General features: G+C 61.5%; 9 protein-coding genes. 4 read left to right on the top strand and 5 right to left on the bottom strand.

Translation table 11 applies throughout. From position 1 onward, the window contains the following. Positions 1-182 precede the first annotated feature (182 nt). Positions 183-1,226 (top strand): magnesium and cobalt transport protein CorA, encoded by a 1,044-nt coding sequence (locus tag AMK00_RS28900; protein WP_064812666.1) that lies wholly within the window; start codon positions 183-185, stop codon positions 1,224-1,226. On the opposite strand, the gene AMK00_RS28895 is transcribed toward AMK00_RS28900, so the two are convergent. The 3 genes from AMK00_RS28895 to AMK00_RS28885 form a co-directional block, all read right to left on the bottom strand. After that, positions 1,227-2,000, bottom strand: a complete 774-nt coding sequence (locus tag AMK00_RS28895) for a phosphotransferase (protein WP_064812664.1) — start codon at positions 1,998-2,000, stop codon at positions 1,227-1,229. Positions 2,001-2,010: 10 nt separating this feature from the next. Continuing rightward, positions 2,011-2,892: an MBL fold metallo-hydrolase gene (locus AMK00_RS28890; RefSeq protein WP_064812662.1), complete on the bottom strand. Its 882-nt coding sequence runs from the start codon at positions 2,890-2,892 to the stop codon at positions 2,011-2,013. Between the two features lie 70 nt (positions 2,893-2,962). After that, positions 2,963-3,325 (bottom strand): hypothetical protein, encoded by a 363-nt coding sequence (locus AMK00_RS28885; protein WP_064812660.1) that lies wholly within the window; start codon positions 3,323-3,325, stop codon positions 2,963-2,965. A 260-nt stretch (positions 3,326-3,585) separates the two neighbouring features. On the opposite strand from AMK00_RS28885, the gene AMK00_RS28880 reads away from it, so the two are divergent. Genes AMK00_RS28880 through glgB form a run of 3 tightly spaced genes read left to right on the top strand, consistent with a single transcriptional unit; the run spans position 3,586 to position 12,290 of the window. Beyond that, positions 3,586-6,813, top strand: coding sequence for an alpha-1,4-glucan--maltose-1-phosphate maltosyltransferase (locus AMK00_RS28880; protein ID WP_064812658.1), 3,228 nt, complete (start codon positions 3,586-3,588; stop codon positions 6,811-6,813). After that, a complete protein-coding gene (gene treS / locus AMK00_RS28875; RefSeq protein WP_064812657.1) occupies positions 6,814-10,095 on the top strand; it encodes a maltose alpha-D-glucosyltransferase in 3,282 nt (1,093 codons plus the stop codon). Beyond that, positions 10,092-12,290, top strand: coding sequence for a 1,4-alpha-glucan branching protein GlgB (gene glgB / locus AMK00_RS28870; protein WP_064812656.1), 2,199 nt, complete (start codon positions 10,092-10,094; stop codon positions 12,288-12,290). Before treS ends, glgB begins: the two co-directional genes overlap by 4 nt. Positions 12,291-12,310: 20 nt before the next feature. On the opposite strand, the gene AMK00_RS28865 is transcribed toward glgB, so the two are convergent. Together AMK00_RS28865 and AMK00_RS28860 are read right to left on the bottom strand one after the other, a co-directional pair. Then, complete coding sequence (locus AMK00_RS28865; RefSeq protein WP_064812654.1) at positions 12,311-13,936, bottom strand: thiamine pyrophosphate-dependent enzyme; 1,626 nt, start codon at positions 13,934-13,936, stop codon at positions 12,311-12,313. 25 nt (positions 13,937-13,961) lie between these two features. Continuing rightward, the gene (locus tag AMK00_RS28860; RefSeq protein WP_064812652.1) at positions 13,962-15,140 is read right to left on the bottom strand and encodes an amino acid aminotransferase; all 1,179 of its coding nucleotides are present in this window, start codon (positions 15,138-15,140) and stop codon (positions 13,962-13,964) included. Positions 15,141-15,262 lie beyond the last annotated feature (122 nt).

Here is a 15,262-nt window from a genome sequence, read left to right as displayed (position 1 = left end):
CAGGATTGGGACGATATCTCCACGGAAACGCGATGGGCGACGCAGAGGCTGTTTGGCATCGGCTCTTTTATGCTTGTGCCGAAGCGGATGCATGTTTTGCGAAATGGCATTATGATCGGCGCAACGCCTGACCGGCGTTGGTTGCGGATACGTGATCCGCGGGACGGGGAGGACGGCAGGATTTGGAACGGCTGAAGGATCTGGACAGTGTTTCCGCGCGGATCGGCAACGGGTCGGCGTCGCCTCCTTATGAGCGGCGCGGCGTCGTGGCCGCAGCCGTCTACGAGCATGGGCAGCGTATTCGCGACATCAAAATAGAGGAAGCCGGCGAGTGGCGAAACCGGGAGAATGCCATCGTCTGGATCGGCCTGCATGAGCCGGATGAAGTGCTGCTGCATCAGATCCAGGCCGAGTTCAATCTGCATCCGCTGGCGATCGAGGATGCGGCGCAGCCCCACCAGCGCCCGAAGCTGGAAATTTACGGGGAGGCGATGTTCATCGTCGCCCGCACCGCCCATATGAAGGACGGTGAAATCGTCTTCGGCGAAACGCATCTCTTTGTCGGCCGCGGTTACGTCGTCTCCGTTCGCCACGGCGAATCCTCCTCTTATCTCGCGGTCAGGCAGCGCTGCGAGGCGACGCCCGCCGCCCTTGCCCATGGCGAGAACTACATTCTCTATTCCATCCTCGATTTCATCGTCGACAACTACATGCCTGTCATCGAGGTGGTGCAGGAAGAGGTCGAGATGCTCGAGGATCTCGTGCTGCGCGAACAGCTGGGAAAATCCGACATCGAGCGGCTTTACATGCTGCGGCGCAAGCTTCTGCGGCTGCGCAACGCAGTGGTGCCGCTCGTCGACGTCTGCCGGCGATACGAGCATATCGATCTTCCCGGCATGGATCCGACGCTGCAATCGCTGTTTCGCGATGTGACCGATCACGTGCGCCGGGTTCAGGAGGATATCGATGCACTGCGCGAGGTACTCGCCTTCGCCTTCGAAGCCAGCGTGATGATCGGCCAGACGGAACAGACGGCAATCGCCCGCAAGCTCGCCGCCTGGGCGGCGATCCTGGCCGTTCCCACCGCGATCGCCGGCATCTACGGCATGAATTTCAGCGATATGCCGGAATTGAAATTTCAGTACGGCTATTTCGTCGTATTGGGCGTCATCGCCGTTCTCTGCCTCAGCCTTTTCGGCTTCTTCCGCCGGCGAAAATGGCTTTAGTCAGGATAGCGCTTTCAACAGCCGATTTCGATGTATACCGATGTAGCCGATGTCGTTCAGGTAGAGCCTGGCGTCTCCTGCGTCGACGTCTTCCGCGAAGGTCTCGTCGCCGGCCGCAGCCCTTGCCAACATGAAATCGGCAAGGGCTTGAAGCCGGCTGCAGATCATCTCGGGAAGCTGGCGCCGTTCTTCCATCGTCGCGCCATAGGCGTTGCAGAAGATTTTCGCCCGCCGCAGCTGGTCGTCCAGACCGAATGTCACAGAGGGATTGGCAGGATCGGAGAGAGGTGCCCAGCGATAGACCGCATAGGCGAGATCCCAGAGGCGCGGGGCGGGATGGGCAGTGTCGAAATCGATGATCCCGACAGCCTCCTGATCGACGGTGGCGACATTGTAGGGCGCAAAGTCTCCGTGACAGACGATCTCACGCGGCTCCCGCGCCGGCAGCATCCATATCTGAGCATCGTCATCCGATTCCAGAAAGCCCTGAGATGCTGTATGAAAATCGCGCAGAAGTCTCGCTGCGGAAATCAGCATGCGCTCTGATCCGACAAGGGGATCACGGAGGTCTTCGCAGACGCGCCCGGCGACGTAGCTGACGACCTCCTGATCGTCGCCGGTAATTTGAATGGGCTGCGGAGCCGCCGGGAAGCCATTGCTTCTGAGATGGCGCAAGAACCGGTGCGTGGTCGGTGTCCATGCGCCTGATGGTCTGATGACGGTATCGCCGTCGCGCCAGATCTGCCCGGTTCGCCCGCCCTCCAATAATTTCACGCATGGCCTCCTACGCAGATTTCAGTTTTTCGATGTGGGCCTGAACCGTAGCGGCAAGGTTCGTTTCATGGCAGTTCCGGTAGAACGCCGCCGTGTCCGAAGGCATCCCGTCGGGAATGGCGACGAAGTCTTCAAGCCGGAAACCACTTGTACTGCCGAGTTCAGGGTGGGCCAGTTGGCTTTCACTGAGGCCGCCGACGCGAACAGCTAGGGCTTCGAAATAAGCAAGATTCTCATCCACTGCCGAAGGCGAAGATGTTCTGCCGTGCGCGGGAATGACCAGTTTCGCATCAAGGTCACGGATCCGCCTGAGCGAGGAGCGGATCTGGCGAAGATCATCGGCACTCCTGCTCCAGACTTCGGGAATGGGATATTCCACCGCGTCGACGGCCAGGCAGATGCGGAGTTCCGGAATCCAGATGGCGATATGGTCAGGCGTGTGTCCCGGCGTATGAATGAGGTCCAGCGTCAGATCGCCGCCGTTCAGGACCATCGAGCCGGAGAAGGTGATATCGGGGCCGATGAGTTCGACGTCTGCAAACCGCGATGCCTGTCTCGCCTTGTCCTTCAGGACCTGCTGCGTGGAGGCATCACGCAGACGGTCGAGCGCTGCGGCATGCGCGATGATCGGAGCACGTCCTGAAACCGCAGAGTTTCCCCAGAAGTGATCCCAATCCATATGCGAATTGACGACGATCAGCGGGCAATCCTCGCCTCTGTCCCTAAGCAGATCCAGCGCCATCCGGCACAGTTCCGGCGTGCCGAGCGTATCGATCAGGACATTGAACCTCTCGGTCCGCACAAACACGGCATCGACCTCGTCTCCCGCCCGGAGGATAACGATGCGCTGGTCAAGTCCGGGATGGGAGCACAATTCTACCGCTGGGTTCACGTCTGCCCGCCTTCGTTGCAATCGCAGCAATATTATCTACTACATCAAATCTCGTCTGGATGCTCGCTCTCTAAGGGCTCCCCGATTTCCGCTCCACCGGCACTGGCACATCCCACCGTTCCATCACGACGTTCGGCACGGCGGTCGCGCAGATCACCATCACACTGGGCTTCGAGCGGCCGAGGCTCTTCGGCGTCCATTGCGCCTGGAGCGGGACGGCGCATCGGGGAACCAGCACCTTCGCGTTCGGTTCCAGCACGTCCCAGCGCTCGTGCCCCTTGGCGTTCTCCTGTGCGATGAAACGCCTGGCCTCCTCGCGGATTTCGAACAGGCCGTGCTTATCAGGTGTCGAGCGATCGGTCTCGATGCTCCAGGAGGCGAGGCAGGGTATGCAAGCCGTAAGTGCGGTGATGAAGACTATTGATCTAAGCATTGATGGGCTCAACCGCTCGTTCCGGATCGGAAACAGTCAGAGGATCTTTTAGCGCGTGGCGGCGATATCTCTACCGGCAAAGCGTGAGGACTTCCTTCTCTCGTTGCGCGAGATCGACCTGCCTGAAGATGTGATGTCGCATCTCGCCGCGCAGGCGCGTCCCGTCTTCCCATGTCCCATGCACCCGTGAATTGACGACTTGAGGGGAACAACCTCCGTCAAAAGAAGTTTGCCTGAAAAGCAACACGAGGCGGCGGCCGATGTTACTCTCTGCGAAGCAGGGTGCGCTCAGCACCCCACCCCGGATCTATTATGTCAACCCGCTACTTCTCCAAGGCATCGATGCATGGCGCGAGGTTTTCGGCCATGCGGCGGATACCGGCTTTGATTATGTTCTGACGGCGCCGCTCTTCGACCGAGGCGGGGACTGCAGCGTCTTTACCTCCCGGGATTTCGATCGACTCGATCCTGAACTGCAGCTCGGAAGCGCGGTCGATGATGGGATATCGCGCTTGGGGGAGGCTGCTGACAAGAGCGGCGTCGGCTTGATGATGGACCTGATGCTCGACGGGAAAGTCGGCGATGCGCAAGCGGGCTTTCGTCCGGTCGATCCTCGACGCTCGCCGCTCGATCCGGCGGAGCCGATGAATACGATCGGGTCCGAGCGGCAACTGCGTTTGTTGGGGGAGTGGACCGAACGGCTGCGGCGGCTGTCCGGGCTCGGCCTATCCGGCTACCGGGTGCTCGGGATCGACCGCGCCGCACCGGCGCTTTTCAAATCGCTGATCGCTTCGGTGCGCGAGAAGGCTGACGCGCAATTCCTCGCCTGGACGCCCGGCACCGATTTTGCGGTAAGAAGAGCTATCGCGGATGCGGGCTTTTCAGGATGTTTTTCATCGATGGCCTGGTGGGATCTCGACGAGAGATGGTTCGTCGAGGAGCATCGCGTCCAGGAGGCGCTCGGCTGGCAGGTCGCCTTTCCCGAGCCGCCATTTGCCAGACGGATTGCGCATGGGACCGAGAGCCGTGAAATCCTCGAGCGGCGTGCCGTCAGAGCGCTGCGGCTTGCCGCCTCGCTCGGCGGCGGCCTCATGGTTCCGATCGGTTTCGAATATGGTGCGGCGACGCCGCTCGATCCGACCCACGGCGATGGTTCGGGGCTGCGGAAGCTGCGCCATGATCTCGCCTTCGACATCTCCTCCGAGATACGCGTCGCCAATGCCGAGATCGGCAGGGCGGGCCAGGCGCGCGCTCCATCGCTTCGCCTGATCCGCAACGCCAACGGGCCGGTTTCGGCGCTTGTGCAATCCGAGGAGCAGGATCTTCGCAGCGCATCGAATGTACGGTTCGTCCTGATTAATCGGGACCTCCGGAGAAGCGCATCCGCGCCGATGACGGCGCTTCGCGAGGCGGCCTCCGGTTATCTTCCCGTCGCGGCCGATGGCGCGGTCCTGCGCCTTCGGGCAGGGGAGACCCGGATCATCGAAGCCAAAGCGCCGGAGCCGATCGCATCCAGGCCTGCCCTCGACGTCGAGCAGGCGATCGCTTCGCCGCGGCTTGCCATCGAAAACATCATGCCGCGGGTCGATGACGGACGCTTTCCTGTCAAGCGTGTGGTCGGCGAGACCGTCACCGTCGAGGCCGATATATTCGCCGACGGCCACGACCCGATCGCGGCCGTCCTGCTCTGGCGGCCGCAGGGCCCTATGGCGGAGTGGAAAGAGACCGAGATGCAGCTGGTCGAGAACGACCGCTGGCGCGCCGAATTCCTGCTGGAGCGCATCGGGCGCTACGAGTTCGCGGTCGAAGCGTGGAAGAACCCGTTCGCGATCTTCCGCTACGAACTGACCAAGAAGAACGATGCCAGGCTGGATCTGAAGCTGGAGCTTCAGGAGGGATTGAACCTCGTCCGGGCCGCGAAGGCCGAAGCGCCGCCGGCACTCGGCGCCGACTTGCAGGTGCTCATCGACAGTCTTGAAAACGCGTCGGATTCCGGGCGCACGGCAATCCTGCTCGACCCCGAGACCTCCGAGTTGATGAACAAGGCAGACAGGCGGCCTTTCCGTCTTCGCTCCACGACGAGCGCCGTCGATGCCGAACGCAAATCGGCAGCCTTTGCCAGCTGGTACCAGATTTTCCCGCGCTCCCAGAGCGGCGATCCGAACCGGCACGGCACCTTCGACGATGTCATCCCGAGGTTGGCGGATATCCGAGATATGGGCTTCGACGTGCTCTATTTCCCGCCCATCCATCCGATTGGAACGACCAACCGGAAGGGGCGCAACAACAGCCTGAAGGCAGCACCCGGCGATCCCGGAAGTCCCTATGCCATCGGCTCAGAGGAGGGCGGCCATGATGCCATTCATCCCGAGCTCGGCGATTTCGAGGATTTCGGCCGGCTGGTCGAGGAGGCGGGCCGGCATGGGCTGGAGATCGCGCTCGATCTTGCGATCCAGGCTTCGCCGGATCATCCCTGGCTGACGGAGCATCCTGGCTGGTTCGACTGGAGGCCCGACGGGACGATCAAATATGCCGAAAACCCGCCGAAAAAATACGAGGACATCGTCAATGTCGATTTCTATACGAAAGACGCGCTGCCCTCTCTGTGGGTGGAACTCCGGGACATCGTCCAGCTCTGGGTCGACCAGGGCGTCAAGCTGTTTCGGGTCGACAACCCGCACACCAAGCCCTTTCCGTTCTGGGAATGGCTGATCGGCGATATCAGGGCGCACCATCCCGAGGTCGTCTTCCTGTCGGAAGCCTTCACCAGACCGAAGGTCATGTACCGGTTGGCGAAGATCGGCTTCTCCCAGTCCTATACCTATTTCACCTGGCGCAATACCAAGTGGGAGCTCGAGCAATATATGCGCGAGCTGACCGAGACGGCGCCGAAGGAATTCTTCCGCCCGCATTTCTTCGTCAACACCCATGACATCAATCCCGATTTTCTCCAGAACGCGCCGCGTCCGGCCTTCCTGATCCGCGCGGCACTCGCCGCAACGCTTTCCGGACTGTGGGGCGTCTATAACGGCTTCGAACTTTGCGAGGGGCGTCCCGACGCCAAGCGCAAGGAATATGCCGATAGCGAAAAATACGAGATCCGCGCCTGGGATTACGACCGGCCAGGCAACATTATTGCCGAAATTCGGATGCTGAACCGCATCCGGAACGAAAACACCGCGCTGCATTCGCATCTCGGGCTGACGCTGCTGACCGCCTGGAACGACAACATCCTGTTCTTCGAGAAGGCGAGCCGCGCCCGCGACAATGTCTTGCTGATCGCGATCAGCCTTGACCCCCATAATTTTCAGGAAAGCGATGTCGAACTGCCGCTTTGGAAGTGGTCGTTGGATGATGGCGGCGCGCTCGACGCCGAGGATTTGGTCACGGGGCAACGGTTCAGGTGGAACGGCAAGCGGCAGAGAGTGGGTTTCAATCCTCAGATCCTGCCCTTTGCGATCTGGCGCGTTCGCGCAGCGGAGGCATGAATGGACACGATGAATCCCAGTAGCGTCGACCCGCTGCTCTGGTACAAGGATGCGATCATCTACCAGTTGCACATCAAGTCATTCTATGACGCCAATGGCGATGGCGTCGGCGATTTTGCCGGCCTGCACCAGAAGCTCGATCACGTCGCAGCACTCGGCGTCAACGCCATCTGGCTTTTGCCTTTCTTTCCCTCACCGCGTCGTGACGACGGTTACGACATTGCCGACTACGGCAATGTCAGCCCGGATTACGGGACCGTGGAGGATTTCCGGGCTTTCGTCGACGCCGCCCATCAGCGCAACATCCGCGTCATCATCGAGCTCGTCATCAACCACACTTCCGACCAGCATCCCTGGTTCCAACGCGCACGCCAGGCGCCGGCGGGATCGCCGGAACGGGATTTCTATGTCTGGTCGGACAGCGATCAGAAATTCCCGGAAACGCGCATCATCTTCCTCGACACGGAGAAATCCAACTGGACATGGGATGCGGTCGCCGGCGCTTACTACTGGCACCGCTTCTATTCCCACCAGCCGGACCTCAACTTCGATAGCCCGCTTGTGATGGAGGAGCTGCTGAAGGTGATGCGCTTCTGGCTGGAAACCGGCATCGATGGTTTCCGCCTCGACGCGATCCCGTACCTCGTCGAGCGCGAGGGGACGATCAACGAAAACCTTCCCGAGACCCATGCGATCCTCAAGCGCATCCGTGCCGCTCTCGACGCTACTCATCCCGGCGTGATGTTGCTTGCCGAGGCCAATCAATGGCCCGAGGACACGCGCGAATATTTTGGCGAAGGCGACGAATGCCACATGGCTTTCCACTTCCCGCTGATGCCGCGCATGTATATGGCGATCGCCAAGGAAGACCGCTTCCCGATCACCGACATCCTGCGTCAGACGCCTGAAATCCCGGAGAATTGCCAATGGGCGATCTTTCTGCGCAATCATGACGAATTGACGCTCGAGATGGTCACCGACGCCGAGCGGGACTATCTCTGGGAGACCTATGCTTCCGACAAGCGCGCCCGCATCAATCTCGGCATCAGGCGACGCCTGGCGCCGCTGATGGAGCGCGACCGCCGGCGCATCGAGCTGATGAACGCGCTTCTTCTGTCGATGCCGGGAACGCCCGTGATCTATTACGGCGATGAGATCGGCATGGGCGACAACATCTATCTCGGCGACCGCGACGGGGTGCGGACGCCAATGCAATGGTCTCCCGACCGCAACGGCGGCTTTTCCCGGACGGACCCGGCGCGCCTCGTCCTGCCGCTGATCGCCGATCCGCTCTACGGTTTCGAAGCGGTCAATGTCGAGGCCCAGAGCACCGATGCGCATTCGCTGCTCAATTGGACGCGCAAGATGCTGGCGCTGCGTGGCAGGCATCCGGCCTTCGGACGCGGTTCGCTGCGTTTCCTTTCGCCTGAGAACCGCAAGATCCTGGCCTATCTCAGGGAATATGAGGGCGAGACGCTGATGTGCGTCGCAAACCTCTCGCGACTGCCCCAGGCGGTCGAGCTCGACCTCTCGGCCTTCGAGGGCCGCGTGCCGATCGAACTGACGGGCATGTCGCCTTTTCCGCCGATCGGGCAACTGACCTATCTCCTGACGCTGCCGCCCTATGGCTTCTTCTGGTTTCAGCTGGAAGCGGATGCCGATCCGCCGGCATGGCGCACCGCGCCGCCGGAACAGCTTCCCGACCTCGTTACGATGGTGATCCGCCGCGGTCTGCTCGATCTCGTCGATGAGCCGCGGTTGGGACGCGTCCTTAGCAATGAAATTCTGCCCGCTTATCTCGCCAAGCGGCGCTGGTTCGGGGCGAAGGACCAGCCGCTTCAGGCGGCTCGGCTGATCTCGGCAACGCCAATCCCCTATGCCGACGGGATCGTTCTCGGCGAGTTGGAGGTGGAGCTGCCGGATCACAGCGAATCCTATCAGTTGCCGCTGGCTGTCGCCTGGGATGATGCGCAACCCTCCGCTCTGACGCAGCAGCTCGCGCTCGGGCGGGTTCGTCAGGGCAGGCGGGTCGGCTTCCTGACGGATGGGTTCGCGATCGAGCCGATGGCGCGCGGCATTCTGCGCGGGCTTGCCGACCGCTCGCGCATTACCGGACGTACCGGCACCCTCGAATTTCTCGGCACCGAACGGCTCGATCGCCTGCAGGTTACCGACGACATGCCGGTTCATTGGCTCTCGGCCGAGCAATCGAACAGTTCGCTGATCGTCGGCGACGTCGCCATGATCAAGCTGATCCGGCACATTTTTCCGGGCGTCCATCCGGAGGTGGAGATGACGCGGTTTCTGACCTGCGCGGGTTACGATCACACCGCGCCGTTGCTCGGCGAGATCGCGCACACCGATTCCTGCGGCCGCCGCTCGACCTTGATCATCGTCCAGGGTGCGATCCGTAACCAGGGCGACGCCTGGAACTGGATGCTGAACAATTTGCGCCGTGCTGCCGACGAGCTCGTGCTGAACGATCCGGCAGTCGAGCCTGGCGACGACGTCTTCCGGCCGCTGATCAGCTTCGTTGCCATGGTCGGCACGAGGCTCGGCGAATTGCATGTCGTCCTCTCCGGAGAAAACGCCGACGAGGCTTTCAGTCCCGTCGTCGCCGGTAACGATGAGGTCGAGGCAATCAAGAAGGCGGTGGCGGGCGAGGTCGCCTATGCCATGTCGAAACTGGCAGAACGCGACGAGAATGCCGATCCCGCGATCGATCTGCTCGCCCGCCCTCTTCTGGAACGCCGCTCCGAACTCGTCGAACTTGGCGCGCGCCTGGCGGAGAGTGCTCGGGGCACACTGATGACGCGCACGCATGGCGACTTCCATCTCGGCCAGATCCTGGTCAGCGAGGGCGATGCCGTAATCATCGATTTCGAGGGCGAACCCGCGAAGAACCTCGCCGAACGCCGCGCCAAGACCGTTCCGCTCCGCGACGTCGCCGGACTTTTGAGATCGCTGAGCTATCTCGTCGCCACCGCGCAGCTCGACAATGACGCGGTCACCGAACATGAAAACGAGGTGCGCCGTAACGCCATCGCCCGCTTCGGGCGCAATGCCGAACAGGCTTTTCTCGATGCCTATTGGCAAGCGGTCTCCGCATCGAAGGCGCTCGCCATGCCGACCGAACAACGACGGAGGGTTCTCGATGCCTTTCTTCTCGAAAAGGCCGCTTATGAAATCGCCTATGAGGCCCGCATCAGGCCGAAATGGCTGCCGATCCCGCTCGCCGGCCTTACCGAAATCGTATCGCGCTTAGTGGGGGTCAGGGCATGAATGTTGAACGCTCGGAACTTCTCGCCGGCATCGGACATGATGCCCTCTGGGCCCTGATCGAGGGACGCCACGGCGATCCGTTCTCGATCCTTGGTCCGCATGAAAGCGGCGGCATGACGATCGTGCGCGTCTATCTGCCGGGTGCCGAAGGCGTCGATCTCATCGAAGCGGCGAGCGGCAGGGTGGTGACACCCTTCAGCATCGCTCACCCCTCAGGCCTGTTTGCGGCGGCGATGGGTTCGAGGATGCCTTACCAGTTGCGGATCACATGGCCGGATGGCGAGCAGATCACCGAGGATCCCTACAGCTTCGGGCTTCTGCTGGGGGAGCTCGATCTCCACCTGATCTCCGAGGGCACCCATTACAGCCTGAGCCGGACGCTTGGCGCCGTTGAAATGTCGGTCGACGACGTCGCGGGCGTCCGCTTCGCCGTCTGGGCTCCGAATGCCCGCCGCGTTTCGGTTGTCGGCGATTTCAACGCCTGGGACGGGCGGCGAAACCCGATGCGGCTGCGGCAGTCCGCCGGCGTCTGGGAGCTCTTCATGCCCCGGCTGGTGCCCGGCGAAAGATACAAGTTCGAGATCATCGATCCGCATGGAAATTGCTTGCCGCAGAAGGCCGATCCGGTGGCGAGAGCCAGCGAAGCCGCCCCGTCCACCGCTTCGATCGTCGCATCCTCGACACGGTTTCGATGGACGGATGACAATTGGATGAAGGGCCGGTCGCGAGAGCAAAGACTGGAAGGGCCGATCTCCGTCTATGAGGTGCATGCCGGTTCCTGGCTGCGGGAGAATGGCGGGCGGTCGCTCGACTGGGCCGAACTCAGCCAGCGGCTCGTTCCCTATGTTCGCGAGATGGGATTCACCCATATAGAGCTGCTGCCGATCATGGAGCACCCCTTCGGCGGCTCCTGGGGTTATCAGCCGCTCGGCCTCTTCGCCCCGACCGGCCGTTATGGCACGCCTGAGGATCTCGCCTATTTCATCGACCGCTGCCATGGCGCCGGGATCGGCGTCATCCTCGATTGGGTGCCGGCCCATTTTCCCACCGACGTCTGGGGGCTCGCCCGCTTCGACGGCACCGCGCTCTACGAACACGAGGACCCGCGTGAAGGCTTTCATCGTGACTGGAATACGCTGATCTACAATCTCGGCCGCAACGAGGTAAAAGGCTTCCTGATCGCCAGCGCGCTCGAATGGCTCGAACGCTACCATATCGATGGGTTACGCGTCGATGCCGTCGCCTCGATGCTCTACCGCGACTACAGCCGCAACGAGGGGGAATGGATTCCCAATCAATATGGCGGCCGTGAGAACTTGGAAGCGGTGGAATTCTTCAAGCATCTGAACAGTATCGTTCACGAGCGCTGCCCGCATGCCATGACGATCGCAGAGGAATCGACGGCTTGGCCAGGTGTCACCAAGCCGCCGGAAGAGGGCGGGCTTGGCTTCGACATCAAGTGGAACATGGGCTGGATGCACGACAGCCTGAGCTACATCGAGAAAGATCCCGTCTACCGGAGCTACCACCACGGCACGATGACCTTTGGCATGATCTATGCCTATTCCGAGCGCTTCATCCTGCCGATTTCGCACGACGAGGTCGTTTATGGAAAAGGATCGCTGCTCGGCAAGATGCCGGGCGACGAGTGGCAGAAATTCGCCAATCTGCGCAGTTACCTCGCCTTCATGTGGGGCCACCCCGGAAAGAAGCTGATGTTCATGGGAGGCGAGATCGCCCAGCCGGGCGAGTGGAACCATGACGCGTCAATCGCCTGGGACGTGCTGGACCGGCCGGCCCATGCCGGGATTCAGCGGCTGGTCAAGGATTTGAACGGCTTTTACGCCGAAGAGCCGGCCCTGCAGTTCGGCGATTTCCATCCCGATGGCTTCGAATGGGCGGCGGCAGACGATGCCGTCAATTCCGTCCTCGGCATGCTGCGTTACGCGGAGAATCGTGCCTCGTCGGTTCTCGTCGTCTCGAATTTCACGCCGGTGCCCCGTTACGGCTACCGGATCGGCGTGCCGCAGGACGGCGTGTGGATCGAGCGGATGACGACGGATGCGCGCGAATATGGCGGCTCCGGCCTCGTCAATGGCGCAGTGTCGAGCGAACCCGTACCCGCGCACGGCAGGCCGCATTCGCTCTCGCTGACGCTGCCGCCGCTGGCAACGGTTTTTCTCAAGTCACCTTGATAGGGCTTCAGTGGTTCCGGTCATTCGTGCGGAGCCGGATGGATGAAAGGCCAGGGGCTTGCCTCCGATCCCTTTTCGACCGGAACTTCGATCAGAATGGGCTCATCGAGTGAGAGCGCTTTCTCCAGTATGTCTTTCAACTCCCCGGGGCTCGTCGCCTTGAAAGATCGGATGCCGAAGCTCTCGCCGAGGGCGACGAAATCGGGATTGGTCAGATCCGAACCGAGCGTGCGGCCCTTGTAGGTCTGCTTCTGGTCGCGCAGCACATTGCCGTAGGCGGAATTGTTGAAGACGATGGCGACGACGGCGATCTTGTGCTGGACGGCAGTGGCAAGTTCCTGGACGCCGAACATGAAGCCGCCATCGCCCGAAACGGAGACCACAGCTTTATCGGGATGGGCGACTTTCACGCCCAGGGCCGTATTGAAGCCGAAACCGAGATTGTCCTGGTAGCCGCATGTCACGTATTGGCGAGGGCCATAGGTCGGGAAGGCAAAGCGGGCGGTAAAGCCCATCTGACTGATTTCCTCGACGAAGAAGCCGTCTCTCGGCAGGGCTTCGCGAATGGCTTCGAGATAGCCAAGCTGTGGCTGCACCGCCGAAAAACGAGACCTTGCCTCTGCATTGAGTTCGGCAAATTCACGCGCGCGATCCTCACGGCTGGAACCGCCCAGCGCATCGATCAGCGCCTGCGTTCCATCCCTTGCGTCCGAGACGATGCCGACATCAGGCTTGAGCCGGACCATTTCGGTTGGATCGATATCGATGCGAATGATCTTGAGCCCCTCGGGCAGCCACTTCCAGCGCATGAACTGCAATTCGAGCCGGCTGCCGATCCCGATCAGCACGTCGACCTTCTTCCAATATTCATAGGCGGCTACGAAATTCAAATAGTTCGGATGGTCGTCGGGCACGATGCCCTTGCCTGAGCGATGCGATGTCACCGGCGCCTGCAGCAGTTCCGCAAGCGCGGCGATCTCCGCTCCGGCATCCGCCGCGCCGCCGCCGACCATGATCATCGGATTGCTGGCGCCTGATATCAGCGCCGCCGCAGCAGCGATCTGATCGGGATTGACTGCCGGATGAGGCGCTCTCGCGCCAACGGGAACGTCGATTTCAGGGGCGGACTGTCCGAACACGTCCCAAGGGGCTTCGACCGCTCCCGGCCCCTGACGGCCGGAGAGCATCTTGGCGACGACCCCGGCCATAACGGAAGCGGCCTCGGACTGGTGGTTAATGCGCTCGGCCGTCTTGGTAATCCCGCGCATTGTCGCGAGTTGATCCGGCAGTTCGTGCAGCTGTCCTCTGCCTCGGCCGATCAGATGCGACATGATGTTGCCGGTGATGCAGAGCACTGGCGCGTTGGCGCCGTAAGCGGTGCAGAGGGCCGCGCCCGAATTGAGGACGCCCGGGCCGGGGACGACGGTATAGGCGCCGATCCGGCCGGTGGACTTGGCATAGCCGTAAGCCATGTAGGCCGCGCCCTGTTCATGCCGGGTGTGAATGAACCGGATCTTATCGCCGGCGTCATAAAGCGCGTCGTTGAAATCATACATATGGGCGCCGGGGATGCCGAAGATCGTGTCGATCCCATGGGCGACAAGCGAACGGGTGATCGCCTGTCCGGTCGTTTCTTTCCTGCTCATTCGGAGGCTCCAACGATGTGTTCGGTTATGATTTCAGACAGCCTTCGGCCCGGAGCGCGGCGACGATGACACCGGCATCGGCGGGCTGCATGCCGGCGAGATTCATGCGCCCGGAATCCGCCATGTAGATGCCATGGTTTGCCCTAAGCGCGACCGCCGTTTCCTTGCGCATGGAGAGATTGGAGAACAGGCCACGTTGCCGGCTGATGAAGGAAAGGTCGGGCGAGGCAGCGGCCAGCGCCGCGCGATTGCCGTTGACGCGCTCGCACATCTCTTCGAGTTCAACGCGCCACATCGCCGTCAATTCCGGGCTTTCGAGAATGGTTCTGACAACGGCGGCGCCATGATCCGGCGGCATGGACCAGTTGACGCGGGCAAGCGCCGCCATGTTGCTTTCCGCCATTCTGACGTCATCGGCATTGCGGGCCACGACATAGAGCGCGCCGACGCGTTCGCGATAGAGGCCGAAGTTCTTGTCGCAGGAATAGGCGATCAGCGCTTCCTCGACCGCGTCGAGGATCATGCGCGTCGGCGCGGCATCCTGTTCGAGACCGTCGCCCAGCCCCTGATAGGCAAGATCGATGAAGGGCACGAGCCTGTTCGCAACGAGGAGATCGGCAATCTCTCGCCACTGCTCCATGGTGAAATCGATGCCGGTCGGATTATGGCAGCAACCATGAAGCAGGACGACGTCGCCTTCCCCAGCGGAAGACAAGGCGTCGACGACGCTGTCGAATGTCACCTGCTGTGACGTCAGGTCGATGAAGGCGTATTCCTTCACGTCCAAGCGTGCCGAAGCGAAAATCGGTGCATGATTGGGCCAGCTCGGCGTTCCCAAGAGAACCTTCGCCGATGGGTTTACCGTTTGGATGAGCTCCGCGCCGAGACGGAGCGCGCCGCTGCCGCCGGGCGTTTGAATGCCGGCAAGCCGTTGGGCGAATGTCGGCGAGTTGCCGAAGATGATCGGCCTAAGCAGGCGCACGAATTGCAGATCGCCTTCGGGGCCGAGATATTTCTTGCTATCCTGGGTCTCCAGCAGAAACTGCTCTGCCGCCTTGACGGCCCGCATGACGGGCGTGCGTCCCATGGCATCGCGATAGACGCCGACGCCCAGGTCGATCTTTTCGGGACGATCGTCGGCCTGGAAGGCCTTGATGAGTGCGAGCAGGCTATCGGCCGGCCGGTTCTTCAGTTCCTCAAACACAGGTCCACCTCCGTTTTTGATATCATGGCTGGAGATTAACGGAACTTTCGCGACGAATTTCTGCGATTATCTCCTTTCGCCGGCATATCGATGCAGACAATCGGCGAGGAGCGGCTATATTG

This window comes from Rhizobium sp. N621, assembly GCF_001664325.1.
Taxonomy (GTDB): Bacteria; Pseudomonadota; Alphaproteobacteria; order Rhizobiales; family Rhizobiaceae; genus Rhizobium; species Rhizobium esperanzae.
This window is presented reverse-complemented; position numbering and strand designations above follow the sequence as displayed.

Coding starts and splice junctions, on each gene's coding strand:
- AMK00_RS28865 (WP_064812654.1), bottom strand. CDS start 13,936: ATGAGCAGGAAAGAAACGACCGGACAGGCGATCACCCGTTCGCTTGTC.
- AMK00_RS28880 (WP_064812658.1), top strand. CDS start 3,586: ATGTTACTCTCTGCGAAGCAGGGTGCGCTCAGCACCCCACCCCGGATC.
- glgB (WP_064812656.1), top strand. CDS start 10,092: ATGAATGTTGAACGCTCGGAACTTCTCGCCGGCATCGGACATGATGCC.
- AMK00_RS28885 (WP_064812660.1), bottom strand. CDS start 3,325: ATGCTTAGATCAATAGTCTTCATCACCGCACTTACGGCTTGCATACCC.
- treS (WP_064812657.1), top strand. CDS start 6,814: ATGGACACGATGAATCCCAGTAGCGTCGACCCGCTGCTCTGGTACAAG.